The sequence below is a fragment of the Bacillus sp. Marseille-P3661 genome, assembly GCF_900240995.1.
Lineage (GTDB): Bacteria > Bacillota > Bacilli > Bacillales > Bacillaceae_J > OESV01.
The window spans coordinates 1-25,315 of the sequence record NZ_LT965958.1 but is presented as its reverse complement, the minus strand read 5'-3'; the positions used below and the strand labels follow the sequence as shown (position 1 = coordinate 25,315).

Below are 25,315 nucleotides of genomic sequence, written 5' to 3'. Positions count from 1 at the left end.
GTAATGCAGCATATGTCAGGCTTTTTTTATATTGATTATTTTAATTGAATGGCTCCGTTCAAACTTTCGGCGGATGTTGCAACATGTGTTGTTGTTTGACCAATTTCTTCAATAATTTGCGCTAATCCCTCTATTTGCTGTTCGATATTCCTTAAATTCCCTTCATTTTCTGTGATAGATAATCGAATATTCTTAAACGTATCATTCGTTGTTTTTGAGACTTCGGCTCCTACCTGAACCGCTTGCTCCACTCTTACCAATACATGCATGACATCATTTGTATAATGTTGAGAGGAATCAACAAGCTTTTGAATGTCCGCTACAGAACTTTTGGTTTGTTCTGCCAATTTTCTTACCTCTTGAGCCACTACCGCAAATCCTTTACCATGCTCTCCCGCTCTTGCTGCTTCTATGGCAGAATTCAACGCTAATAAATTCGTTTGGTCAGCAACCGCATGTACCATCTTAACTACATCTGTAATTTGTTTTGATGAAGTCTCTAATTGTTGGACAGTTTGTCTCATTGATTCTGAATCCTCTTGGACTTGATCCATTTGTTCTAATAAAGTGGTAAGTATTCGTTCCCCATCTTGAATCTCTAATTGAATCGATTTAGCTTGATTATAGCTATTTCCAACAATCATTTTAACCTCTTTACTGCTTGAGATTAAAGATTCAACTGACGCATGAGTTTCTTCTGAAACTGCTACAAGTCCATCACTTACTTCCAAGATTTTTTGTTGTAATGCCTGCTGGCCTTTCTCGAAAGTAGATTTAATTTTATCATCCGTTTCTTCATTATAGGCTTCAAGTACCAATTGCTGTTCTAAACTTAATAGTTTAGTAATCGCAGTCCAAATAAGTTGAAATTCTTGCGGGTCTTTCACACCATGCAATATCACTTCAAATAACGCCTGTTGTAGATTTTGAAAAGCCCCCATATACCAAGCAGGCTTAAGGCCAATTTTATAATGTACTTTTGCCACTTTATTTCGTTTTTCAATAAAAGCTGCATCCAATTTCCCATCAAATAACTCAATTAAATGGTTGCGAAGAGTTTGACGTAAACGATCCACAGTGCTATGTCTTTCAATAATTTCATATAACTCTTTAATTTGAAGAATACATTGATAGAATTTCGAAACCAACTCATCAATATGCTCAATAATTAACGGTTTCACACAAGCAATATAGCCTAATTCCTCTTTGGTGAGTTGAATCATCTTTATTTTCTCTTCTAAAGAAGAGTCCGAAATAAAAATATCACCCTTATCTGTTGTAGAGACAAGCCATTTAGTCATGATCTGTTTACGATGTCCGAACAATCTGTTCCCCCCGATTTCATTGTAGCCTTTATATTTTTCTTATTAACAATTTGAATATGTTCATATGATAATTTTACTAGTTTAATTCAAAAAATCTTGTGAAATATTTGTGAAATCTTTTAATTAAATCTAGTAGTTTAGTAGAAAGCAATGTCATTTGCCTTAATGGCAAATGACGAAGTATTTTCTGAACATATCCATAAACAAAATCATTCCTCATCGTCTGAAACATGATATGCATCGTTAAACAATACCAACTGACTATCAACTTCAGTTTCATTGTTAACTCTACTAACATAATGGTAATGACCGTATTCATCTTGTTCACGTGCATTGACATTATCAGCTAGTTCAATTTCTAAGATTCTTTTTATTCGTTTTTTGATAATCCCCTCGTATATTGGAAAAAGGATCTCCACCCGTTTCTCCATATTTCTTGTCATCATATCCGCTGATGAAAGAAAGACTTTTTCCTGACCATTATGATGAAAATAATAAACTCGAGAATGTTCTAGGAACCTGCCAACAATACTTCTTACTTTGATATGTTCGCTAACTCCTTTAATTCCTGGACGTAAGCAACAAATGTCACGAATAATAAGATCAATTTTAACACCCGCATTTGATGCTTCATACAGCTTTATGATGATCATCTTATCTGTAAGCGAGTTCATCTTGGCTATAATCCGACCATTCCCACATCTTTTCTGAAATGCAATTTCTTCATCAATCCATTTTATAAAGTCTTCACGAATATCAAATGGAGCTACTGATAAGTGATGAAATTCTGGTTTCTCAGTATACCCGCTTAAATAATTAAAAAAATTGGTAGCATCTAGACCAAACTTTCGTTTTGAGGTTAGTAACCCCATATCTGTGTATATTTTAGCTGTTTGATCATTATAATTCCCTGTACCTAGATGTACAAAGCGCTCTATTCGATTGTGAATTCTCCGAACAATCAGTGTAATTTTACTATGTGTTTTTAAATTGTTCATTCCATATATAACATGACAGCCCGCTTTTTCAAGTTCTTTTGCCCATTGAACATTATTTTCTTCATCGAATCTTGCTTTTAGTTCTACTAAAACAGTTACCTGCTTACCATTTTCAGCAGCACGCTTTAATGCATCAATAATGGGTGAACTACCACTTACACGATAAAGGGTTTGTTTAATAGCTAATACATTAGGATTATCTGCCGCTTCGGAAACAAAATCAACAACTGGTTTAAACGATTCATAGGGGTGATGTAAAAACACGTCTTGTTCTGACACCTTATCAAATATATTTTCTGTTGATGCTAAATCACGTGGCGGTTGAGGTATAAGTGTTTCGTATATTAAATGCTCACGTATTTTAGCTATCTTTTTATAAAAGCTAAAAAAAACAGTTAAATCCAATGGTCCATCAATTTCGTAGACATCTTTTTCATGAATTTCAAGTTCCTCAATTAGGTATTCTAAAATGTCTTGATCAAAGCCGTTGCGTTGAATTTCAAGGCGAACAGCCGCTCCCCACTTTCGTTTCTTTAATTCAGCCTCGATTTCTTTTAATAGGTCCCGCGCGCCTTCTTCATGTATTGTCATATCTGCATTTCTAGTAATCCGGAAAACAGAAACAGATATGACTTTGTATCCTTTAAATAATTTGTCAATAAAGTAGCTAATAATATCCTCCAATAACACTAATTGGACATTCGAGGTTATTGAATCTATGCGCACAAATCGATCTAACACTGAAGGGACCTGAACAATTGCCTTTTTTAGGGGTTGTTGGTCGGTCGCAGCAGTATCTTCAATTACGGCGGCTAGATTCATACTTTTGTTTAACAGCATCGGAAATGGATGATATGCATCTACTGCTAGTGGAGTTAAAACAGGAAAGATTTGTTCATCAAAATAATTTTCTAAGTCCCTTAGTTGTTCACTCGTTAGACGTTCCATTGACAGTAACTCAATACCTTCTTCTAAAAGCTGCGGTAATAGTAGTTTCGAAAACGTTTCATATTGTAGTTTCACTAAATGATGGGTTATCCGCGATATTTCATTCAATTGATGTTTAGGTGTCATCCCAGCCTTATTTTCAGGTTTATTAAAACTAGCCTTTACTTGATCTTTAAGTCCGGCAACACGTACCATAAAAAATTCATCAAGATTAGAGCTGAAAATAGATAAAAACTTCAATCGTTCTAGCAATGGATTGCGCTCATCAAGCGATTCTTCTAGTACTCGTTCATTAAATGCCAGCCAACTAAGCTCTCTATTGTTGTAATACAATGGACTATTTAATTCTATAGGTTGTGTAGTTACCATATTCATCTTCTATAACACCCTTTGTTCGACAATTCTCTACAAATTCATCATAGCATTAACAGTATTCTGAAATATTAATCCTTTGTAAATCTTTTGTTAAGTGTGTGTCAAGAATATTGGGATAACGGGTATTCATTTAAATTTCTACTAAGCGAATGAATATCGTACTGTTATCGATTTATTTAGCTGTTTTTCTAAATGCTTTTTCTGTTTATCAACTTGATTTAGTTCTGGTTTCCAATCCTTTTTACAAATTATATAAAAAGTTAGTTCACCTTCTTTTTCCTTTATATCGATTTCTTCGATAATATCTCTTTTGGTTGCATTTAAACTATATGCAAAATTTATAATAGCGCCGATCAAACGATATTTTATAACCTCTTCTTTGGTAAACCACTTTTTATAGCTAGTTAGATATCTTTTGAAAACATCCTTGCTTTTAAAAGAAGCGATTAAGGCTAAAATAATCTGGTCTTTATGCAATAGACCATTAATGGTGCGATTGGCTAATATATAAAACGTATGTTGACTGCTAGATTCTGTATCAATGTAAGTGCCGACATTATATACAAACACTCCCCGTTTTAAAAGGTCAAGATCGTGAGTAGTAAAGGACGCCAAACCTAAGTTATTCAATAATCGTGCAATTTGTTTCGCACAGAGCTCTACTTGTGACACATGATCTAAATTTATGTTAAAATCTTCAGCTAATTCTTGTAGACTTGTTTCAATTACATTTGGAAGTGATTCGTCGGAGTTCTTATTAAGATAATGATAAAAAACACCATCTCGTAACCCTTTCCTACTCAAAGCAAATACATCGCTTTGAACATATTCAAGCAAACATCTAAAAACCTCTACTGCTGGTATGATGATATCGGCCCTATCTTTTGACAACCCGTCCACTCGCTGTAATTCAGAAAAAGTCATCGACTCTAGCCATTCAGCTATTTGATGGATCTCTTTTTTAGCCATCATATACTGATGTACACCTGCAAGTGGATATTCAATAGATGCTTGGTGTATTTGGACCATATTGCGCGCACTACCGCCAATACCAATAATAGGCAACTGGTTATTTCTAGGCCATTCTAGCGTATTAAATTGTTCTTCCAAAAATTCTCTTAACATAATCAACTCATCCACTACAGGAACTTGGCCTGTAATAAACTGTTTTTTTAATGAAAGTGCACCAAAAGGAAAACTATGATAGTACAATAACTTCCGTTCTTTAAAAAGGGTGATTTCAGTGCTACCGCCACCGATATCTATCGTTATTCCATTCTCAAAAGGTGTGGAATAAACAACAGCTAAATAGCCCAGAAAGGCTTCCTCATACTCTGATAAAATCTCGATTAAAAAATCTGTTTCTTCTTTCACTTTTTCAATAATGAATTGATGATTCTTCGCTTGGCGAATGGTTGCCGTAGCTACGCATTTAATTTCAATAATTTCATGATGTCTTATAACATGGTGAAATCCTCGAAGAGCATCTAATAGAACATCTAGCCCCTCTAGTTCAAGAATGCCGTCTTCCGATAAATAATTTCGCAAGCGAGCCACCACTTTTACATTTTCAATCTCTTTTAATCTACCGCTTCGACTACCTGAATATATAACTAATCGAACTGTATTTGATCCTATATCAATAATTGCATACTTTTGTTCATTCACGTTTAACACCAGCACCTTGTGTTTTAAATAAGGTATATTATACCATATAAAAATAACGAGCTGCTGAATCTGCACAGCAACTATTCAATTGAAAGTTCAAATGTTTAACTATAACTATTATTCCAAAATTAAGGTAGGGATATATGTGGCAGATTACCATCATTTAATTACACAGCAAAAAGAGTTTTTTAGAACAGGTACAACGAAAAATATAGAGTTCCGATTAAAAGCGCTTCAAAAACTTAGAACTATGATTAGAAAGTTCGAAGCCCCACTTTTGAAGGCCTTAAAGGAAGACTTAAATAAATCAGAATTTGAAGCATATTCTAGCGAAATTGGAGTTGTGCTTGAGGAGATTCGGTTTACCATAAGCAACCTACGTTCTTGGACGAAACCAGAAAAAGTCAAAACTCCGATTACACATGTTGGTTCAACAAGTTACATTTATTCTGAACCATATGGTGTAGCGCTCATACTATCACCTTGGAATTACCCTTTTCAACTAGCGATTGCACCATTAATTGGTGCGATTGCTGCAGGAAACTGTGCAATCATAAAGCCTTCAGAGCTTACGCCAAAAACATCGGGTATATTAGCTCAGCTAATAAAGGAAATATACCCGGAGAATTTTATTTCGGTAATAGAAGGTGGAGTTGAAACCAGTCAAGATTTACTTCGAGAAAATGTAGATTATATCTTTTTTACGGGCAGTGTGCCTGTCGGAAAAAAAATCATGGAAGCCGCAGCTAAAAATTTAACGCCGGTTACACTTGAATTAGGCGGTAAAAGTCCTTGCATTGTACATAAAGATGCAAACCTTAAATTGGCAGCAAAACGGATTGCTTGGGGGAAATTCATGAATGCAGGTCAAACATGCGTTGCACCGGATTACTTATATCTTCACCAAAGCATCAAAGATGAATTTTTAAAGCATTTTAAGAACTATACTGCAGAATTATATGGTGAACGCCCACTAGAAAATCCAAATTATACTCGAATTGTAAGCGATAGACACTTTAATCGTTTATGTTCATTTTTAAGCGATGGAGAACTTTGGATGGGTGGCGAATCAAATCTAGAAACGTTGACGATTGAACCGTCTGTACTTACGGATATCACATGGAGCGATACTGTCATGCAGGATGAGATTTTTGGACCTATATTACCTGTCATGGATTATAACCATTTATCTGAAGTGATAGAGGGTATTCATAATCACCCTAATCCACTTGCACTTTATTTATTTTCAGAAAGTGAGAGCATACAGAATAATGTTGTGAACAGCATTTCATTCGGAGGCGGTTGTATTAATGATACCGTCTACCATCTTGTTTCACCCTATCTCCCCTTTGGCGGAGTTGGAAGTAGTGGAATAGGGGCTTATCATGGAAAAGGGAGCTTTTATACTTTTTCCCATCGTAAAAGCGTGCTAAAACAAACGACATTATTTGATATTCCGGTTCGCTATCCGAACGTAAAAAATGGATTAAAGAAACTTAAGCTGTTTTTAAAATGACGGTGTTATAGCAAAAATATGTTTTAAAAACTTATCAAAAACTCGGGCCATGCTGCCGTTACTTCATAAGGTTCATGGCCCGCCAATGAATGTTAAACTCTATTTGTCTCTTATTTCGGTTACTACTTCTGCAATCACATTATACATCTCCTCAACACCAACTGATGTTGATTCAAAGTTAAAAGCATGTTCCAATTTGATCCCGATACTATCTGCCTCTTTCACAGCGTCAATGTTTGCCCCCATGAAAATAAACTCCCAGTTATATTTCTCTTGTTGGCGGTTAATAAGCTCCCTTACTTTTTCGTAAGTAAATTCACGGCTTGCATTCTCCAATCCATCTGTTGTGATTACAAAGATAACCTTTCCTGGTCTTTTTTCCTCTCTAGTTTGTGACAATCTATACCCCACATCTATAATGGTTTTACCAACTGCGTCAAGTAGTGCTGTACTACCTCTTACAAAATAGTCCTCTTCTGTAAGGGTTACATCTTGGGCTTTAACGCCATTCCACAAAATCTCATAACAATGATCGAAAAGAACAGTCGTTAAGTACGTTTCTCCTTCAAGTTGAGACTGTTTTTGAACCATTGTATTAAAACCACCAATCGTATCCCTTTCAAGCCCTGCCATTGAACCACTTCTATCTAGTAAAAAAATAATTTCTGTTATATGATCATTCATTAAAATCATCCTCTCACATTTGGTATACTATAATCATAGCTGAGAGAATCCGATTTTGGGTCGCTTGTTAGGCGACATTTCCTGAGTGGGGGGTAGATGAAATGCTTAATAAACAGGTACTAAGAGAAATGCAAGAATATGTACATAACCACTTATACAGTATTAATGAAGTTTGCGAAACCATACATTACAATGAAGATATTATCCTACAAAATATCCAACCTATTGAACTTGAAACTTTTATTAAAAAAAATCAGAAACCTACACTGAAACAAGTTTTATTTAACTTAATTGATAAAAAAGAAAATACTGATGCTGAAGTATATAAAAAAGCTGGAATTGACCGTAAACTTTTTTCAAAAATACGCTCTAATCCTACTTATAGACCTGGTAAAAATACGATCATTGCCCTAGCCTTAGCGCTAGAGGTAAACAAAGCCGATATGGACCAGTTATTAAGTTCTGCTGGCTATTCGTTGTCTGACAGTGAAACATATGATTTAATTGTTCAGTTTTGCATCGAGAAGAAAATTTACGATATCGATGATGTAAACGAGGCTTTGGAATATTTTAATTTGAAGCCGTTAAATGGGGTAACTAAATGAATTGTATTCTTATGTAAAAATGATCCTGTCCGGATTGATACCTGATTCTGACTCTAATTGCCTTTTTCCTTCTGGTCCTGTCAGAATTGATACCTGATTCTGACTCTAACTGCCTTTTTACTTCTGTTTCTGTCAGAATTACTACCTGGTTCTGACTCTATTCAGCTTTTTCCTTCTGTTTCTGTCAGAATTGATACCTGATTCTGACTCTAATTGCCTTTTTCCTTCTGGTCCTGTCAGAATTGCTGCCTGATTCTGACTCTAATTGCCTTTTTCCTTCTGGTCCTGTCAGAATTGCTGCCTGATTCTGACTCTAATTGCCTTTTTCCTTCTGGTCCTGTCAGAATTGATACCTGATTCTGACTCTATTCAGCTTTTTCCTTCTGTTTCTGTCAGAATTGCTACCTGATTCTGACTCTAATTGCCTTTTTCCTTCTGGTCCTGTCAGAATCGCTACCTAATTCTGACTCTAATTGCCTTTTTCCTTCTGGTCCTGTCAGAATCGCTACCTAATTCTGACTCTAATTGCCTTTTTCCTTCTGGTCCTGTCAGAATTGATACCTGATTCTGACTCTATTCAGCTTTTTCCTTCTGTTTCTGTCAGAATTGATACCTGATTCTGACTCTAATTGCCTTTTTCCTTCTGGTCCTGTCAGAATCGCTACCTAATTCTGACTCTAATTGCCTTTTTCCTTCTATTCCTGTCAGAATCGCTACCTAATTCTGACTCTAATTGCCTTTTTCCTTCTGTTTCTGTCAGAATTGATACCTAGTTCTGACTCTAATTGCCTTTTTCCTTCTGTTTCTGTCAGAATTGATACCTGATTCTGACTCTAATTGCCTTTTTCCTTCTGTTTCTGTCAGAATTGATACCTGATTCTGACTCTAATTGCCTTTTTCCTTCTGTTCCTGTCAGAATTGATACCTGATTCTGACTCTAATTGCCTTTTTCCTTCTGGTCCTGTCAGAATTGATACCTGATTCTGACTCTAATTACCTTTTTCCTTCTATTCCTGTCAGAATCGCTACCTGATTCTGACTCTATTCAGCTTTTTCCTTCTGTTTCTGTCAGAATTGATACCTAATTCTGACTCCAAACGTCTCTTTCCTTCTATTCCTGTCAGAATCGCTACCTGATTCTGACTCTATTCAGCTTTTTCCTTCTGTTTCTGTCAGAATTGATACCTAATTCTGACTCCAAACGTCTCTTTCCTTCTATTCCTGTCAGAATCGCTACCTGATTCTGACTCTATTCAGCTTTTTCCTTCTGTTTCTGTCAGAATTGATACCTAATTCTGACTCCAAACGTCTCTTTCCTTCTATTCCTGTCAGAATCGCTACCTGATTCTGACTCAAATTGCCTTTTTCTTTCTGGTCCTGTCAGAATTGATACCTGCTTCTGACTCAAATTGCCTTTTTCCTTCTATTCCTGTCAGAATTACCACCAGATTCTGACTTCAAACTCCGTTTTCCTTCTATTCCTGTCAGAATTACCACCAGATTCTGACTTCAAACTCCGTTTTCCTTCTATTCCTGTCAGAATTAAAATTGGATCCTAGCTCAAAACGCCTTTTTATTGTTGTATTTCCAAAAAAAGATTAAAACTACAGTTTATTAGATTAAAAAAATGCTAGTTAAGCATAAAGCTCAACTAGCACGATCATAATATTAAGAACGCCATACATTCAGGATAATTTCGGTTCAAGTATTTTGAAACTTTACCTACTCAATTATTCCCTTTTCTTTATAATACTTTTCTGCTCCAGCATGCAGCGGAACAGCAACACCGTTTAAGATCGTATCACCATTAATATTTTTTGCCTCGGGGTGGATATCAACTAATTGGTCGCCACTTTCTAGCATTGTTTTAACAAGATTATAAACAATATCATCGTCTGTTTTTTCATGTGTAGCATAGATTATTAGTAAAAGTGGTACAAGGATGTCTTCTTTTTGGTCTTTATAGGTTCCAGCTTCTATTGTCATTGAACCATGATAAGGATAACTTTCTAAAAAGCTTTCCATTTCTTCTTTCCCCACGGATAGAACACGTATATCTGTTAGTGATTCTGTTTCTTTGACAAGTGGTGCTGGGATTGCTCCATTTATTAGACCAGCATCAATGCTACCATTCTGCAAGCCTTGTTGAATTTCAGCGTAATCAATGGGAACATAAGTGTAGTCGCTTTCAGATAGACCATACTCTTCTTCTAATAATTGCATCAATAATGTTGTTGTTGCTGCTCCAGGTGATGCCGCAACTTTTTTACCTTTTAAATCACTAAAATCTTTAATATCTGAATCGGCAGGCACAACAACATGCAGAGCTGTAAGACTTAGGAACCCAACTCCTCTTAACTCAGGATGCGCTCCTTCAATTGGTCCATATTCACCTTCATACAAATTTGAAACTGTTGAGGCAGCTAATCCCCCAAATGCGGGCTTTCCTTCCTTATGTTTATCTAAAACAAACTGCATAATATCAGCGCTTCCATTAGTAGCTTCGGTCGCGAGTTGAACATTTGGTAGTGCTCCTGAATTATTTACAACCTGACTAATTCCTGCACTTAAGATATAGGCAATTCCACCCGCTCCAGGCGTATATATTGGAACAATACCAGAATATCCTTCAGCTTTACTACCATCTGAATTACTTTCACTAGAACTTGAAGAATTACTAGAGCACCCCGCAGTAATAATCAGCAATAAAATTAACATACCGACAACCAAATTCCTCCATATTTGCTTTTTCATCTTAGTCTCCTTTTCGATTGTACTTTTACATCTATTAATCAAAAGTATTTATAAAAATTTAATATAAAGCATTACTTAGTTATTAGTTGATCTACCTTAATGACTTGTAAATCTTCAGGAACAATAACTTCACCTGTAAATACCGTAGATGCTTCATTAAAAGCAATCGTTGCGTCTGCTTCTGGTAGAAAGTGAGTTAAAACAACTTTTTTCACCTTTGCTCTTTCGGCAATTGTGCCTGCTTGAGCTGGAGAACAATGCTCTTTCTGAAGGTTTGCCCAAATTTTTTCAAGAGCAGCACTTCTTACTCCAGGTGTCAGTCCAGCATTTTGAACAAGGATATCAGCGCCTTGCGCTAATTCCACAATTTCTTCATTCGGAGCCGTATCGCTCGAAATAACAACCACTTTTTCACCAATTTCAAAACGGAAAGCAAATGTTGGAACATTGTGAATCATTCGTGCTGTCGTAATTTTATATGGTAGCGGATTTTCCTTTAACTCACCCGGTTCATCAAACTCGATAATTCTAACGTCACGAATACCTGCACCTGAGCGACCAAGTGAACAGCGATAATCAATATCATAAGAGTACATGTTCACAATGCTATCATGGAATGCTTTTGTTCCTTTCGGGCCGATTATGGTTAATTCAGATCTTCCTTGACCCCATCCACCTAATAAAAATTGACCATATCCCAGTGTGTGGTCTGAATGTAAATGTGTAATAATTAAAGTTTTTATAGACTCTGGGGCAATTCCTGCTTTCATTAACTGCGCTGTAGTGCCTTCTCCACAATCAATTAAAATCGTTTCTTTATCGATAACTAATGCTTGCGCCGGTTGAGAGCGATTTAAATTTGGACGTGGACTGCCTGTTCCTAACATTACAACTGATACATTTGACATAATGATCATCTCCTACTAGATTTAATATTTATCTTCCTTTTGCATGATTTGTGCAAAAGTTATTAAAAAATTTTAATTTTCAATGTTATTTACGGTACCAATAGAGTTTTCAGTGTTTAAAGGACTATTCGTAACGGCTTTTCTTTTCAATTCAAACAACAATATCAGACCTACAATACATACTCCAATAGCATCTGTTACAACGCCAACATGAATTAACAAGAACGCGCCAACCAACAATAATAATCGTGAATAAAATTTTATACGTTGTTTTAAATAACCTTCTAGTGCAACCGCTAAGCTATACACACCGATGATTGCCGAAATCGTGGATAATATAATAGATGTAACTGATCCTTGCATAATTAATGCAGGACCATACACAAACATAAATGGTACGATAAAGGCAACCGCAGCTAAACGTACGGCGACAAACCCTGTTTTCATTGGATCGGCACCCGAGATACCGCTAGCCGCATAAGCCGCAAAAGCTACAGGTGGCGTAATAGCTGATAGAGTACCATAATAGAAGATAAATAGATGTGCAGCCATTGCTGGAACACCTAGATTTGTCATAGCCGGTGCCGCTAAAATCGCTAGAACAATGTACGATGCCACCGGTGGAAGACCCATTCCCATAATAATTGAAGCAAGCATTGTTAAGACTAATAGCATAAATAAACTTCCGCCAGCTAATTCAACTAGTAATCCTGAAAAACGAAGACCCATTCCCGTCATATTGATGACACCAATTACAATACCGGCACAAGCGGTTGCAGCTGCAACCATTAAAGATAACTTAACACCTTGCTGTAAGGCTTCAATAATATCCTTTACCTTCATTCGTGTTTCTTTCTTTATTAAACTTGCAATCGGAATCGAAACAATCGACCAAAATCCTGCTAATGGTGGACTCCACTGCAAAACTAGTAGCAAAAAGATCAAAACTAACAGTGGTAATAACAAATGTCCCTTTTCTGCCAAGAGCTTTTTAACATTGGGCGTTTCAATTTCCTCAGTAACTTGAACCTGTGTATTTAATTGCGCAGCTTTCAAATCCACCATAATAAAGATTGCAATAAAATATAACAACGCAGGCAAAAATGCTGCAATCACTACTTGTGCATAATCTACTTGAAGGAAGTCGGCAATTAGAAATGAAACCGCTCCCATAACAGGTGGTAAAAACATCCCGCCTGTTGATGCTACCGCTTCAACTGCACCAGCATATTCTGCTTTGTAGCCCCCTTTTTTCATTAACGGTATTGTTAAAACACCTGTTGTTGCAACATTTGCAACTTGACTCCCACTGATCGTTCCAAACAAAGCACTAGCAACTACAGATACTTTAGCAGCACCGCCACGAAATCTGCCCACAAGCGCCATTGCCAAATCAATAAATAACTTACCCGCCCCAGACTTTTCTAGCAAAGAGCCAAAAATTATGAACAGTACAATGTAAGTGGCTGAAACACCGAGCGGTAGACCAAGAATACCTTGATTACTCAAGCCAACCTGCGTAACAATTCTTTCTAACGAAAATCCTGAATGTGCAAACATTAACGGTAATTTATCCCCGATAAACGCATAAACTATAAATATTAATGAAATGATTGGCAAACTCCAACCTAAAATCCTTCGAGATGCTTCTAATGTCATTAAAATAACTAGAATACCCACTAGCATGGTTAGCGTTGAAGGAGAATTCAACGATGTCGCAAGCTCCATAAAGTGTGTAAAAATATATACTCCTGATAAAATCGAAATTATAGCAAGCACTACATTCGATGCCATTAAAATTGGCTTTTCTGCCCCACTCTTCTTTTTCCTTGAGAAAGGATACAGTAAAAATATTAATGCAAAAGCTAGACCTATATGTATTGCTCTTTGCTGTGTAGCCGGAAAGAGTTGAATCCCACCTGCATAAAGGTGAAATATGGCCATTATCAATGCTAATGCACTAATAAGCTTAATAGTCCATTGATTCATGAAGTACCTCCTTATGAAATTTTGATAGATAAATAGAATTTTAGTTTCATATTTTGAGCATGCCCTCAGGTCCAATCCAATAAGAAAACCTTTTCAAAATATGATAAATCTTTCGTAAATACTTTTGCAGTATTTGTGCAAAAGTGGATAAATAAAATTTATTACATTCCACATAATTTGTCAATATTTAAAATTATATTTATTTTCAGATTTTTATTCACTCTATTCTAGGAATAAATCAAATACTTGTACAGCGTTCCCTTTTAAAGCAGATTCACTTTCAAATTTCGCTTTCTTCATTGTTATTTTTTCTTTATGATAAAGATTTAACATGGCATGGTGAGTGACTTCCTCAAAATAGTTTGGATAATAATCAATTAACGGACCGTTTAATATCACTACTTCTGAATGAAACATATTTACCATATTAGCAACTGCTATTCCAAGGTAGCGTGCAGAACTGATAACCGAATCCTCGACCACTGACTCCTTTAACAATAAAAATCTCATCACTTCATCAAACGTCATTTGATCAATATTTTTTATATATTCATCATAAAGACTTGGTGCTTTCAATTTAATATCATTTAGCAACGCATGAACAGATGTATATGCATTTGCACATCCTTTTTTCCCACAAGAGCAATCTTTCCCATCAACTTCAAGAATCATATGTGAGTAACCACTTACATCTCCGCTTTTAACTTCTAATAAATTTCCATCAACAATCACACCGCAGCCCCAAGACCAACCAACGGTAACATTTAACAAATTCTGAATAGGACTACCAATCTCCTTAAACTCTCCAAGCGCAATGGCATTCGCACCATTTTCTAAGATAACTTTCACAGGAAATTTCTTTTTAATTTCGTCAACAAGGGCCACATTTACCCAGTCTTTTGCAATGGGAGGGTTAGGATTTAAAATAATACCTTTGTTCCGATCTAAAGGTCCCACCGTACCGATGCCAATTCCAACCAACTCGTCTAATGAAAAATTAAAAGTATTCTTAAACGATTCAATGATGTCTATTATTTTCGGTATTATAACATCTGGCGTGTGATAATAGGTCATCGCTACTGTTTCTTCCTCAACAGTATTAAACAATAAATCAAATAATATTACCCTGGTGTGGATCCGGTTAATTTGAACCCCAATGATATAGCTGCATTCTGAATTAATTTTATATAAAACAGGCGGCCTTCCTCCTGTTGGCTCCCCGTATCCAAAATGCGATATAAACCCCATCCTTAGTAATTCTTCTAATAAATGGGCAACCTTTGTACGATTTAGTTCTGTCTTTTTAATAATATCCGCACGAGAAACAGGAGCATTCTCATAAATATATTTATATATTTCTCTTAATGGCTGATTCTGTACAGAGTGATCTTGTAAAAAGTTTTTTAACATTAGCTATTCCTCCCTCCTACATAGCAATAAAGTAATGATAGTATAAAATAATAATAGAGCTAAAACAACTGATAACTTAAATTAATTATTGCTGCATTAGTGTACTTTTTGGAACTTATTGCTATCTTGCAAATTCTTGAAAATTACAATACAGTCCTTTTCCAGTTCCATCCCATCATTTATTATTTCTATAATCTCGCCATGATCCACATTCTATTAAATCCAAACCTGCTACTTGTTCTTCTTTAAATACATACACAAATCCTTCGGCATTACTATAGCAATCATTAATTATTATTCTTTCATAATAATTTTGATCTCTGTTTTCATGATAGCCTTCAAGTTCATCCATTCGCTTTAATCCAACAGCATCAACTGTGAACCATTCACCTTTAATCTCCATTCCATTTGGGTCCGCAAGTAAAGCAGGATAGGGTCCAACAGTGTATAAAAAACCTTTTACTATTCCAGGTTCGACGGAGTGAAGATATGGTTTTGCAACATGATGATTCGATTCATCAACCAATAATGTCCCGTATACAAATACTTTAAACGTGTTTTTCATTGTATCATTTCCTTTTTTTAAATTTATCAAAACGTTCTTTCAGCATGTTTTGATAGTGCTCTGATAGATTGCATGCCCCGTCTAATATTATATTCATATACTCTTCTGATGGTATAATTTCCTCTTTTTCCTTATGTACAACTGTATAGGTTTCAGTTTCGACCTCTTCACCCGTGGTCTGCAATTCTATTTTTAAAGATATACGTTTATAAGCTTGGATGTGGACGCCTTCACGCCTGTCTAATGCAATAAAATCAGGCACACTAAATACAATGCCTTCTACCTTTTCTCCAGCTGCTGGAACAATATCCGCTACACCACCTTGGCGACCCTTAGAGAATTTCGTAAAACCAAGGCGGTAATTCTGTAAAGTTGCCGGTCCTACATATTGTGCAGTTCCAACCGTCCTCCTAATATCCTTTAAGCTCATACAACTTCCATATGCAAAATAATTAGCCATGTAGCATTCCCCTTTCGTCTTACATGTAGTCTTTATTTTATGAAAAATAATTCACTTATACAACCGACTTTTACTAGTTTAAAATTACTCGTATAACCCAAAATTTACTTTCCTTATCTAATCATAAAAATAAAATTCCATTATATTATAGATATTAGCTAACCTAGGCTCTATCACGTATTTGAGATAAAAAAGGAGGTATTTGCTTGGCAATTAAAGCTGTAAACCTTAAAGAAATGGCCAATAGTTTAGAAAGTAGAAAAGTAATCTTAATGAATGGCCCAAAATTTCACACTTGGTTACATGTTTATCATAATCCAGGTGATCACGACGAAATGCATTGTCATAATGCAGATCAAACGTTTTATTGTATCGATGGTGAATGCACGGTTTATTACAAAGACGGAGATAAAGAAAAAAAGGATGTGTTAAAACCAGGAATGGTAGCCTTAATTCCAGGTGGTCAATTTTATTGGATTAAAAATACAGGATCTTCTAAGATGGTCCTAATGGGAAGTCGTGCACTTAGTTATGAACAAAGCATGAAGATAGATTATACGTCTCGTGAAAATGTTAATGCACATAAATTAAAAGAACCACCAAAAGCTACAAAGATATTAATATAACTATCAGACTTGCATTAGTAGGGGAATCTTCCTCCCCTACTAAAAAATAAGTCCATGACATTAATCAATCCGTTCTTGCCATCCTAAGTCATCAATATCTCCCTTATATCCTCTTCCGTTAGAACAGATACTAGGCCACCTTCAGAATCAATTACTTCCTCGATTAAATGCCGCTTTTTCTCTTGAAGCTCATTCATTTTCTCTTCAATTGTTCCACGGGCAACAAGCTTGATCACTTGGACATCGTTTTTCTGACCTATTCGGTGTGCCCGATCAGCAGCTTGCTCCTCCACCGCTGGGTTCCACCACGTATCAAATAGAATGACAGTATCTGCACTCATTAAGTTAAGGCCTGTACCGCCTGCTTTTAGGGAAATCAAAAATAAATCTCGTTCCCCTGCATTAAATCTGTTGCAGATTTTAATTCGTTCTTCTGAGGGTGTTTGTCCATCTAGGTAAAAAAACGACTGACCCCGCGCCGATAGCTCTCTTCCGATAAGTTCAAGCATTTTCGTAAACTGAGAAAAAATAAGGACTCGTCGACCAGAATGTCTTGCTTCCTCTACAATCTTCAAAAGCTGTTTGAACTTTGCAGAACTGCCTTTATAACCTTCTACAAACAAACTAGGATGACAGCAGATTTGTCTTAACCTCGTTATACCCGCTAGAATTTTAATCTTATTTTTCCGAAATGTATCTTTATCGAGATGCTTTAAGGTATCATGTCTGAGTTTCGCAAGATACGCTGCATAAAGCTTTTTCTGATCAGAAAACAATTCAACAGATTCAATATATTCCACTTTCTTAGGGAGTTCTGTGAGTACATCCTCTTTTAATCTTCTAAGCATAAACGGACGAATTCTTCTCGAAATTGTTTTTCTTGTTAAATGACTATATTCCTTTAAACCAAGAAACAAATCAGGAAAAACTACATGAAAGATCGACCAAAGCTCTTCTAGAGAATTTTCAACAGGTGTTCCGGTAAGAGCAAATCGAACATCTGCTTGAATCTTTTTTACGGCTCGTGCGGTTTGCGTGATTGGATTTTTAAACGCCTGGGCTTCGTCATAAAACACTGTGTGAAATGTCTGTTTTTCATACCATTTAATATCACGACGCAACAACGGATAAGATGTAATCATTACATCAATTGTTGATAATTCCTTTAGAAGCATTGCTCTCTCTGTCTGCTTGCCGTCAATCACCACAGCTTGAATTTCTGGAGCAAATTTCATCATTTCGTTCTGCCAATTATATGTTAACGAAGACGGACACACTACGAGAACTGGAATTTTACTTTTACGAGTATCCGGTAGCACTGAAAGGATATATGTGATACTTTGCAAGGTTTTGCCAAGACCCATATCATCTGCTAAGATGCCCCCAAATCCATAATAAGCAAGTGTTTTCATCCAGGTAAAACCCTGCTTTTGATAATTCTTTAAAATTGGATCCAAACTCTCGGGTATCGTAAAATGTAAACGACCAGGATTACGAAGGTTTTCAATAAACTGATGGAAGGATTCTTCTTCCAAAAATACATCACTACGCTCCACATGATCTAAAAGGTGAAGACATTCATTCACTGGTAAATCCAAACCATTTGCAAGATCTTTTGTCTTAACCTTAGCTGTTCGTAAAAAATATTGAATTTCTTCAAACTCTCTCGTATCTAATGATAAAAGTGAACCATTCTTCAAGCGAAAATATTTCCGCTTTTCCTCTAAAGCCATCAATACCTCACGAATCTGATTCTCTGGAACTTCATTCATTTCAAATTTGAATTCCAGCCAATTTGTTCGTTCTTTTTTGTGTTTCACCCTAATTTGTGGACGAAAATTCCCTCTGAAAATCCGATTACGGACAGCTGTCGTAGCATAAATTTGAACAAGCTTTTGCAACTTAGGCACTACATATCTCAAAAACTCATACTCCAACTCTTCGTTATGCAAATAATAACCACCGTCCGTTTTAGCAAATGAGCTTTCCTCAATTAGTTGTAAAATCTCATCTTCCTTCTCTACATCTCGTATTAACATTGATCCTTCAGGCAAATCACGAGTTTCCAATGGATTAATCAAACTATTTTCATAATGAAATTCAAGTCCCGCTAGCAAACGATTTCCAACGCGATCTAAATACAGCTTGGCAACTAATGGTGTGTTCATAAACTTCTGGGAAATAGATTTGGAAAACTGAACGTCACCTAATTTTTTTAGCGCTGGAGTCACTTTCTCAAGAAAATAACCGATTTGTTGCTTGGAAATTGGAATGGTATTCGTTCCTGATGCATCTAACATTTGTTTAAGTTCATAAAGACGCTGACTATCTTGATGATCCAGACGATAAACTTTACCATCATATAAAACGGTTCGATAAGAAGGCATTACCATCATTTCATGTAGGCCGTTTATCTGAAGCTGATAGTCGTTATCATCTGTTTCAGAAAAGTTAAAACGTAGCGGAAGCGTTTTAGATGTGCTGTTAATTCCTTTACAAAAAATATCTCCATACGCCAACCATACATCAGGTGCGGCAGTAAGCATAGGTAATAGCTGTTCCCAAGAAGAAGGTGGAACAAGCAAGGATTGATAATCAATTGAATCCATATAGGAACTGTCTTTCATATAAACTTTTTCATCATACATGACTTGGATAAGCTGTTGCATCACGACATCATTTTCATTTTGAAAGCAATGAAGACGTTGATCATAAATCACAGAATAAGAAAGTGAGAATGGTTTCCCAGCTTTGACATGTTCAAGAAAATCTCTGATGTTTTGAACCTTTGTCCCACCTATCTCCATTTCTATACAAAACATTTGGATTTCCATGCCGATGCTAAGCGGCCTACATGTAAACCTTACATCCAATACAAACCTATTTTCAAAGTGACTTTGATGACCACTTGATCTATATGTTTGTTCATTAAACAGTTTCAACAAGCCTTCTGTTAGCTCTTGGGTATTATTGCCTGAAGCAATTGGAGCTGTTCCTTGAAGTTGATGGTCGGAAATAGCAATCAAAACGGCTGCGATATGCTGACAATCTTTTTCAAAAGAAACTAGCTTGGGACAGCTGCACTTCGTTCGAATTTTACCGTTTCTATCCTTCTCAACCGTAACATAAAATTCTTCCGCTCCTGTAACGGTTGCATGACAAACATCTTGATCATACTGTTCAAATGTTACTTTATTGCCACGATAAAAAGAATCTCCTCTTTTGAAGGAGACCGCTCCACACATTTCTTGAATAATTTTTTGATTTAAATATATGTTCAATGCTTTTCTCCTCTCTTAAGGATCCTTTATACACCGCAGTTGTGCTTAATGTCATACTTTATAAAAGGCTTAACTGACCTTTTGAGGTACCTATCATATTATACGATTGTACCATAAGGTCGGATAGGTTTTTAACTAGTATGTACTTTGTTATAAAAAGGCTGCAAAATATCGATAAATGGCTCATCAAAATTACTGCAATAACTAAAGAAGCAAGAGAAAGTCTGTTTTCTCCTGCTTCTTACTTATTCATTCAAGAACGCCCATGCAAATTGGGCATATAGTTCTGCCCCGGTAGCCAGAGCCTCTTCATCAATATTGAATTTTCCATGGTGATGCGCCCATTCGGTGTCCTTTTCAGGATTGCCGGCTCCCACTAATGCAAAGCTGCCTGGGACTTCATCCAAATAAAAACTAAAATCTTCGCCGCCCATTGTCGGTTTTTCATGATAAAGAACATCTTCACCAAATGCTGCAAGCGCCACTTTTTGCACTAACCTAGCACTATATTCATCATTTACAACCGCTTGTGTACCACGGATGTATTCCACTTCTGCACTAGCGCCATACGTATTCGCTACATTTTCAGCATAAACCTGTAGTTGTCTTTCAATATGATCACGCGTTTCAGGATCAAAACAACGAACTGTTCCTTCGATGTGGGCATTTTCTGCTATAACATTGAACCGAGTCCCAACTACCATTTTACCAACCGTTAAAACAGCCGGTTTTTGCGGATCGATCGTTCTTGAAACAACTGATTGAACATTCATTACAAAAGAAGAAGCGACAACAGCTGTATCAATGCAATCCTGCGGCATTGCACCATGTCCTCCCCTGCCTTTGAATGTAACTTTAAAGATATCTGCCGAAGCAAACGAAGGACCGGGATTACATGAAACTTTATGGGTTGGCATTTGTGACCATATATGCATGCCGAATACATGGTCGACCCCCTCAACAGCTCCTTGTTTTACCATTTCTTTTGCTCCAGTTGCTACCTCTTCAGCTGGTTGAAATATAAGACGTACATTACCAGGTAATTCTTCTTTTATATCATTCAATGCCTTCGCTGCAATAAGCAACATTGAAGTGTGTGCATCATGTCCACAGGCATGCATTTTCCCAGCTATTTTCGATGCATAAGATAAATCATCATTTAATTCTTCTACTGACAAAGCATCCATGTCTGCCCTTAGCGCAACTGTCTTCCCTTGCTTACCACCTTGAATTTCCGCAATGACACCAGTTGGTTCTGTTTTTCGGTAGTTAATGCCTAATGTTTCTAAATATTCACAAACATAAGCTGTTGTTTGTATTTCTTCCCAAGATAATTCTGGTTCACTATGCAATTTTCTTCGGATTTCTATTAGTTCTTCACGATAATCTTGAATCGCTCCTTTAATTTTTTCATAGATCATTTTTTAAACCTCCGTTAATCTTTTAACAGCTTCAAAAAATATTTGTACACCGTTTGCCAGATGTTGTGAATCAGACCATTCTTCCGGACAATGGCTCAGTCCGTCTTTACTAGGAACAAAAATCATACCAACATTGGTTACGTCAGAAAAAACCATTGCATCATGACCTGCACCGCTATTAATCGAACAGAACGGGATGTCTAATTTTGAACTGGCATCTTTAAATAGCGCTTTAATTTCTTCATTCATACTTTTAGGCTGCATATATAAGCGCTGTTCAACAGAAGTACGAACTCCTTGATGATCAAAGCTTTGAATTAAATCATTCATTTTCTTGATGACATTTTGTATGTGTTCTTCCTTGCCTGAGCGAAGGTCGACTGTAAAAACAACTTTATCAGGAATGACATTAGCTCCATTCGGAAAGACTTGGAGACGCCCAGTTGTAATAACCGTTCCTTCCCCTTCCTCAACAGCTAAGTTTGGTAATTGAGCAATTATATTGGCAGCTGCGACCAATGCATCCGCACGATGTTCCATTGGTGTTGTACCTGCATGTCCTGCCTTTCCTTCAATTGTTACTTCAAATTGAGTTAAGCCAACAATCGCTTCTACGATGCCAATGGGTATATTTTTTTCTTCAAGAATTGGCCCTTGTTCAATATGCAATTCAAGAAACGCTTTGATTGTACGAGGATCTCTTCTCTTTGGAAGTGAAGAATCGAGTCCTATTTTCTCCATTGCTTCGACTGTCGTCATTCCGTCTCGATCCTTTAAATTTCTAAAATCTTCTTCGCTTAGTGAACCGACCATTCCACGTGATCCCATTAAGCCGCCACCGTATCGAGATCCCTCTTCTTCAATAAGAGCGACTATTTCGATTGGATACTTAGGAGTCAATTGATTTTCATGAAAAAGACGAGCCACTTCAAGAGCCACAATAATACCAGCAGGTCCATCATATGCTCCTCCATTTGGTACCGAATCAAAGTGGGAGCCAATCAATACACTTGGGGCACCTTCCAATGTGCCCTCAAGCTTGCCAAAAATATTTCCTAAACCATCTTCAGTAACGGTAAGACCATATTCTTTCATTTTTTCTTTAAGATAATTTCTAGTCAGTAAATCTTCCTTACTATACGTAAATCGTGTCGTGCCTTTACCAGGTGTGGCAGTATATTGACTTAGATCATTTATTTGTTTTTCTATTTGTTCAGCAATACTCAAAACAAATTCCTCCTATTACAAGAATGTTAAGAAAATTCCGGCCAAGATAACCGATACAATCGTCACTGAAATAAACCCACCTACTAGCATCGGCGGTAACATATGACTTGTCAATACTTCTTTTTCTTTTTCGTCGGTTGATAAAGAATTGATGACTTCAACTGTGATAATATAATCAGCTGGAAAGCCATATAGGGCAGTTAAAGAAATCGCAAAGGCCATATCTTTACTCACTTTCAATATCTTTGCAGCTATCAAAGAGAAGATATACATTCCGATTATAGCTAAAATAATACAAACAACAAGTGGAAATAGAATTTCAACCATCATCTCTGGTGTTGCCTTTTTTAAACCGTCAAAAATAAATAACATTAGTGCCATGATAGCTAAGCCAAACCCGTTTGCCTTGTGTAAAGTCTGTTTTTCCAAAAATCCGATACTTTTAGCAATAACACCGAACAGTAAACATAAAACAAGTGCATTGACAGTTACAATTGGTGCTAATAATGCTGAAACAAGATAAGCAAGAAAACCAACGATTCCTAGTCTTAAAAACTTAAAGTATTCCGTATTATATTTTTCAGGTAGATTTTTAAATAACTTAAGTTCATTTGTATGTTCTGACGTTGCCGCTACCTCATTAGTCTCTATTAATTGCAATTGACCTTTTCGATATTGATCTAAAAGCCTTTTTCCTTCTTTTTTCAAGAAAATAGATGTTAACGGATAACCTGCAAAACCTTGCATGACATAAATTACGATCGCAAAAACAGATAAAGTTGTAAGACCTGCTTCGGCTGCACCTTCAGACATAATCAAAGCCGATACAACACCGCCAACTAAAGGTGGTATAGCAACAATCATTGTTTGAACATCAAAAATCAGTGTACCGATACCAAATAGTATAGCAATAATACCTATTATACCAGCTAAAGAAATCAAGATTGTCTTCCATTGGTTAGCTAGTTCTTTAACGGAAAGTAATGTTCCCATATTTACAATTAACAAAAACACCATCATATTTGCAACAACCGGCGGAATACCAGCAATGGCGACTATGTCTTGCGGAAAGAATGTCCAATAACCTAACAAAAACAGTACCGCACAAATGAATACGGAAGGCACCCATGCCTTTGTTCGAATTGAAATAAATTCACCGATAAATAAAATAAATAGTAAAATGACTAAAGCAAGCATCTGTGGCATCTTTATGCCCTCCTTTTTCAGAATTCTTTTAATGTTTTATCAAAATAATATCATCAAATAATTTTAATTGTAAGACCATTTAGACAATTGGCTAAAATTACATAAAAAATCAGTTTAAGATAAAACCTTTTAACTAAGGTACCCTATGAAAAATCAATTCCCCTAACAGGATATTACTATTCTCTAAAAATAAAATGCTGTCGTTTGTTAAGATGTCAGTACCCTGTACATAACGAAGAAAGGAACAAAACAGTCTTTAATTCTTTTTAGAAAGCCTACAATAAAATCATTCATTTAAGGTACAAAACATAAAATTGGACTATATACTGAAATAAACCTATTTATATTTCTTTAGGAAGTGTTCTAAAAGGGGGGTTGAACAGATGATCGTTGTCGAGCAATCACAAGCTTTTATTATGGTAACTCAACATGACCATGCCTTGATTTCAGGTGAAATAGCAGAAAATTGGAACGATGCTCACTTCTTAGGATTAGAGAAAAAGGAAGCAGTCGTGTTGGCAATAAAAGAACATGACCGAGGATGGATACCTTTAGATAAAGAACCTTTATGGGATCCTTCCCTTCAAAGTCCATATACCTTTTTAAATTATCCGCTGGAACCAAAGATTGAGTGTTATCGTAACGGAATTTCTGAAGTGGAACAAATGAATAAATACGCCGGTCTTCTCTGTAGCCTGCATTTCGCCTCTTTCCTCTACCATTTGAGAGATCCAATCAGTAAGGATTTTACAGCCACAGAAATGCTTCGGCAGCAAAAGTTGAAAACAGAGCTTGAAATCAATAGAAACACAGAAAACGAAACGAAGTTAGGCTATCACCTGAACATGCTAAAGTTATGTGATAACCTTTCACTTTATATTTGTTTAAACGAACCCGGAGTAGACAAAGCAAATGAATATCCTTTCTTTCGGAAGGGCTTTCCACAGAAATTCCCCTTTACAAATCATGAACTTATCATAGCAAATTGGCTTGATCAGGAAACGATTACACTTTCCATTTCACCTCTTGCGAAGGAAACAGAAATACTCGTTCGTCTTAAGACCGTTTCTAAAGAAAGCATTTACAAAAATGGACTACATCAAGCCTACAAAAATACATCCTATACAATTAGAACAGTAAAGCTTATTCAAGCCTAGCTAAACAAGAAAGTGAAAGCGTATTCATGAATTTGAACAAAAAAATCAGCGGAGGTTGTCGAGGCCACTGAAAAACCTGACGGTTTTTCAAAGTATCAAGGATAACAGACAGAAAAAGACGACTCAAATTCAAAAACTGAATTTATTGAGTCGTCTTTTTTTGATATTTTGACTGTATGATTCTTTTACTTA

Annotated in this window: 18 protein-coding genes and 1 pseudogene; 4 read left to right on the top strand and 15 right to left on the bottom strand. The window is 36.2% G+C overall.

The features are described 5' to 3' along the window. Nucleotides 1-35: 35 nt before the first annotated feature. The 4 genes and pseudogenes from C1724_RS26490 to C1724_RS22735 all read right to left on the bottom strand — a co-directional run bounded on the left by C1724_RS26490 (nucleotide 36) and on the right by C1724_RS22735 (nucleotide 5,314). On the bottom strand, nucleotides 36-524 hold the full coding sequence (locus C1724_RS26490) for a methyl-accepting chemotaxis protein (protein ID WP_374703487.1): 489 nt from the start codon (nucleotides 522-524) through the stop codon (nucleotides 36-38). A gap of 276 nt (nucleotides 525-800) precedes the next feature. Continuing rightward, a pseudogene (locus C1724_RS26485) lies at nucleotides 801-1,301 on the bottom strand (protoglobin domain-containing protein); the annotation flags it as partial. A gap of 233 nt (nucleotides 1,302-1,534) precedes the next feature. Then, a complete protein-coding gene (locus C1724_RS22740) occupies nucleotides 1,535-3,646 on the bottom strand; it encodes an RNA degradosome polyphosphate kinase (protein WP_142386586.1) in 2,112 nt (703 codons plus the stop codon). A 141-nt stretch (nucleotides 3,647-3,787) separates the two neighbouring features. After that, entirely contained in the window at nucleotides 3,788-5,314 is a 1,527-nt protein-coding gene (locus tag C1724_RS22735; protein ID WP_102349045.1) for a Ppx/GppA family phosphatase, read from the bottom strand. 145 nt (nucleotides 5,315-5,459) lie between these two features. On the opposite strand from C1724_RS22735, the gene C1724_RS22730 reads away from it, so the two are divergent. Then, nucleotides 5,460-6,830: an aldehyde dehydrogenase gene (locus tag C1724_RS22730; protein ID WP_102349044.1), complete on the top strand. Its 1,371-nt coding sequence runs from the start codon at nucleotides 5,460-5,462 to the stop codon at nucleotides 6,828-6,830. 99 nt (nucleotides 6,831-6,929) lie between these two features. Here the strand turns inward: C1724_RS22730 and C1724_RS22725 are convergent, their stop codons facing one another. Further along, a complete protein-coding gene (locus tag C1724_RS22725) occupies nucleotides 6,930-7,514 on the bottom strand; it encodes a vWA domain-containing protein (protein WP_102349043.1) in 585 nt (194 codons plus the stop codon). Nucleotides 7,515-7,615: 101 nt separating this feature from the next. Between C1724_RS22725 and C1724_RS22720 the strand changes: the two genes are divergently transcribed. Next, nucleotides 7,616-8,119 carry a hypothetical protein gene (locus C1724_RS22720; protein ID WP_102349042.1) on the top strand — a complete coding sequence of 168 codons (504 nt, stop codon included), beginning with the start codon at nucleotides 7,616-7,618 and terminating at the stop codon, nucleotides 8,117-8,119. Between the two features lie 1,722 nt (nucleotides 8,120-9,841). On the opposite strand, the gene C1724_RS22715 is transcribed toward C1724_RS22720, so the two are convergent. From C1724_RS22715 to C1724_RS22690, 6 genes are all read right to left on the bottom strand, one after another. Then, nucleotides 9,842-10,873: a TAXI family TRAP transporter solute-binding subunit gene (locus tag C1724_RS22715; protein ID WP_102349041.1), complete on the bottom strand. Its 1,032-nt coding sequence runs from the start codon at nucleotides 10,871-10,873 to the stop codon at nucleotides 9,842-9,844. A gap of 71 nt (nucleotides 10,874-10,944) precedes the next feature. Beyond that, nucleotides 10,945-11,781, bottom strand: coding sequence for an MBL fold metallo-hydrolase (locus C1724_RS22710; protein ID WP_180994421.1), 837 nt, complete (start codon nucleotides 11,779-11,781; stop codon nucleotides 10,945-10,947). Between the two features lie 72 nt (nucleotides 11,782-11,853). Then, nucleotides 11,854-13,770 carry a TRAP transporter permease gene (locus tag C1724_RS22705; RefSeq protein WP_102349039.1) on the bottom strand — a complete coding sequence of 639 codons (1,917 nt, stop codon included), beginning with the start codon at nucleotides 13,768-13,770 and terminating at the stop codon, nucleotides 11,854-11,856. Nucleotides 13,771-13,992: 222 nt separating this feature from the next. Next, nucleotides 13,993-15,180 carry an ROK family transcriptional regulator gene (locus tag C1724_RS22700; protein WP_102349038.1) on the bottom strand — a complete coding sequence of 396 codons (1,188 nt, stop codon included), beginning with the start codon at nucleotides 15,178-15,180 and terminating at the stop codon, nucleotides 13,993-13,995. A 175-nt stretch (nucleotides 15,181-15,355) separates the two neighbouring features. Then, on the bottom strand, nucleotides 15,356-15,745 hold the full coding sequence (locus C1724_RS22695; RefSeq protein WP_102349325.1) for a gamma-glutamylcyclotransferase family protein: 390 nt from the start codon (nucleotides 15,743-15,745) through the stop codon (nucleotides 15,356-15,358). A gap of 4 nt (nucleotides 15,746-15,749) precedes the next feature. Then, nucleotides 15,750-16,205: a gamma-glutamylcyclotransferase family protein gene (locus C1724_RS22690; RefSeq protein ID WP_102349037.1), complete on the bottom strand. Its 456-nt coding sequence runs from the start codon at nucleotides 16,203-16,205 to the stop codon at nucleotides 15,750-15,752. 206 nt (nucleotides 16,206-16,411) lie between these two features. Between C1724_RS22690 and C1724_RS22685 the strand changes: the two genes are divergently transcribed. Then, nucleotides 16,412-16,831: a cupin domain-containing protein gene (locus C1724_RS22685; protein WP_102349036.1), complete on the top strand. Its 420-nt coding sequence runs from the start codon at nucleotides 16,412-16,414 to the stop codon at nucleotides 16,829-16,831. An 83-nt stretch (nucleotides 16,832-16,914) separates the two neighbouring features. Here the strand turns inward: C1724_RS22685 and C1724_RS22680 are convergent, their stop codons facing one another. The 4 genes from C1724_RS22680 to C1724_RS22665 form a co-directional block, all read right to left on the bottom strand. After that, nucleotides 16,915-20,112: a DEAD/DEAH box helicase gene (locus C1724_RS22680; RefSeq protein ID WP_102349035.1), complete on the bottom strand. Its 3,198-nt coding sequence runs from the start codon at nucleotides 20,110-20,112 to the stop codon at nucleotides 16,915-16,917. Between the two features lie 245 nt (nucleotides 20,113-20,357). Continuing rightward, nucleotides 20,358-21,533, bottom strand: coding sequence for an amidohydrolase (locus tag C1724_RS22675; RefSeq protein ID WP_102349034.1), 1,176 nt, complete (start codon nucleotides 21,531-21,533; stop codon nucleotides 20,358-20,360). Between the two features lie 3 nt (nucleotides 21,534-21,536). After that, the gene (locus C1724_RS22670; RefSeq protein WP_102349033.1) at nucleotides 21,537-22,760 is read right to left on the bottom strand and encodes a Zn-dependent hydrolase; all 1,224 of its coding nucleotides are present in this window, start codon (nucleotides 22,758-22,760) and stop codon (nucleotides 21,537-21,539) included. 15 nt (nucleotides 22,761-22,775) lie between these two features. Continuing rightward, nucleotides 22,776-23,966: a hypothetical protein gene (locus C1724_RS22665; protein WP_102349032.1), complete on the bottom strand. Its 1,191-nt coding sequence runs from the start codon at nucleotides 23,964-23,966 to the stop codon at nucleotides 22,776-22,778. A 383-nt stretch (nucleotides 23,967-24,349) separates the two neighbouring features. On the opposite strand from C1724_RS22665, the gene C1724_RS22660 reads away from it, so the two are divergent. Further along, nucleotides 24,350-25,123: a DUF3891 family protein gene (locus tag C1724_RS22660; protein WP_102349031.1), complete on the top strand. Its 774-nt coding sequence runs from the start codon at nucleotides 24,350-24,352 to the stop codon at nucleotides 25,121-25,123. Nucleotides 25,124-25,315 lie beyond the last annotated feature (192 nt).

Excerpts from the sequence above, each read along its gene's own strand:
- C1724_RS26490 (WP_374703487.1), bottom strand. The coding sequence starts at position 524 with ATGAGACAAACTGTCCAACAATTAGAGACTTCATCAAAACAAATTACA.
- C1724_RS22740 (WP_142386586.1), bottom strand. The coding sequence starts at position 3,646 with ATGAATATGGTAACTACACAACCTATAGAATTAAATAGTCCATTGTAT.
- C1724_RS22725 (WP_102349043.1), bottom strand. The coding sequence starts at position 7,514 with ATGAATGATCATATAACAGAAATTATTTTTTTACTAGATAGAAGTGGT.
- C1724_RS22720 (WP_102349042.1), top strand. The coding sequence starts at position 7,616 with ATGCTTAATAAACAGGTACTAAGAGAAATGCAAGAATATGTACATAAC.
- C1724_RS22715 (WP_102349041.1), bottom strand. The coding sequence starts at position 10,873 with ATGAAAAAGCAAATATGGAGGAATTTGGTTGTCGGTATGTTAATTTTA.
- C1724_RS22710 (WP_180994421.1), bottom strand. The coding sequence starts at position 11,781 with ATGTCAAATGTATCAGTTGTAATGTTAGGAACAGGCAGTCCACGTCCA.
- C1724_RS22705 (WP_102349039.1), bottom strand. The coding sequence starts at position 13,770 with ATGAATCAATGGACTATTAAGCTTATTAGTGCATTAGCATTGATAATG.
- C1724_RS22700 (WP_102349038.1), bottom strand. The coding sequence starts at position 15,180 with ATGTTAAAAAACTTTTTACAAGATCACTCTGTACAGAATCAGCCATTA.
- C1724_RS22695 (WP_102349325.1), bottom strand. The coding sequence starts at position 15,745 with ATGAAAAACACGTTTAAAGTATTTGTATACGGGACATTATTGGTTGAT.
- C1724_RS22690 (WP_102349037.1), bottom strand. The coding sequence starts at position 16,205 with ATGGCTAATTATTTTGCATATGGAAGTTGTATGAGCTTAAAGGATATT.
- C1724_RS22675 (WP_102349034.1), bottom strand. The coding sequence starts at position 21,533 with ATGATCTATGAAAAAATTAAAGGAGCGATTCAAGATTATCGTGAAGAA.
- C1724_RS22665 (WP_102349032.1), bottom strand. The coding sequence starts at position 23,966 with ATGCCACAGATGCTTGCTTTAGTCATTTTACTATTTATTTTATTTATC.
- C1724_RS22660 (WP_102349031.1), top strand. The coding sequence starts at position 24,350 with ATGATCGTTGTCGAGCAATCACAAGCTTTTATTATGGTAACTCAACAT.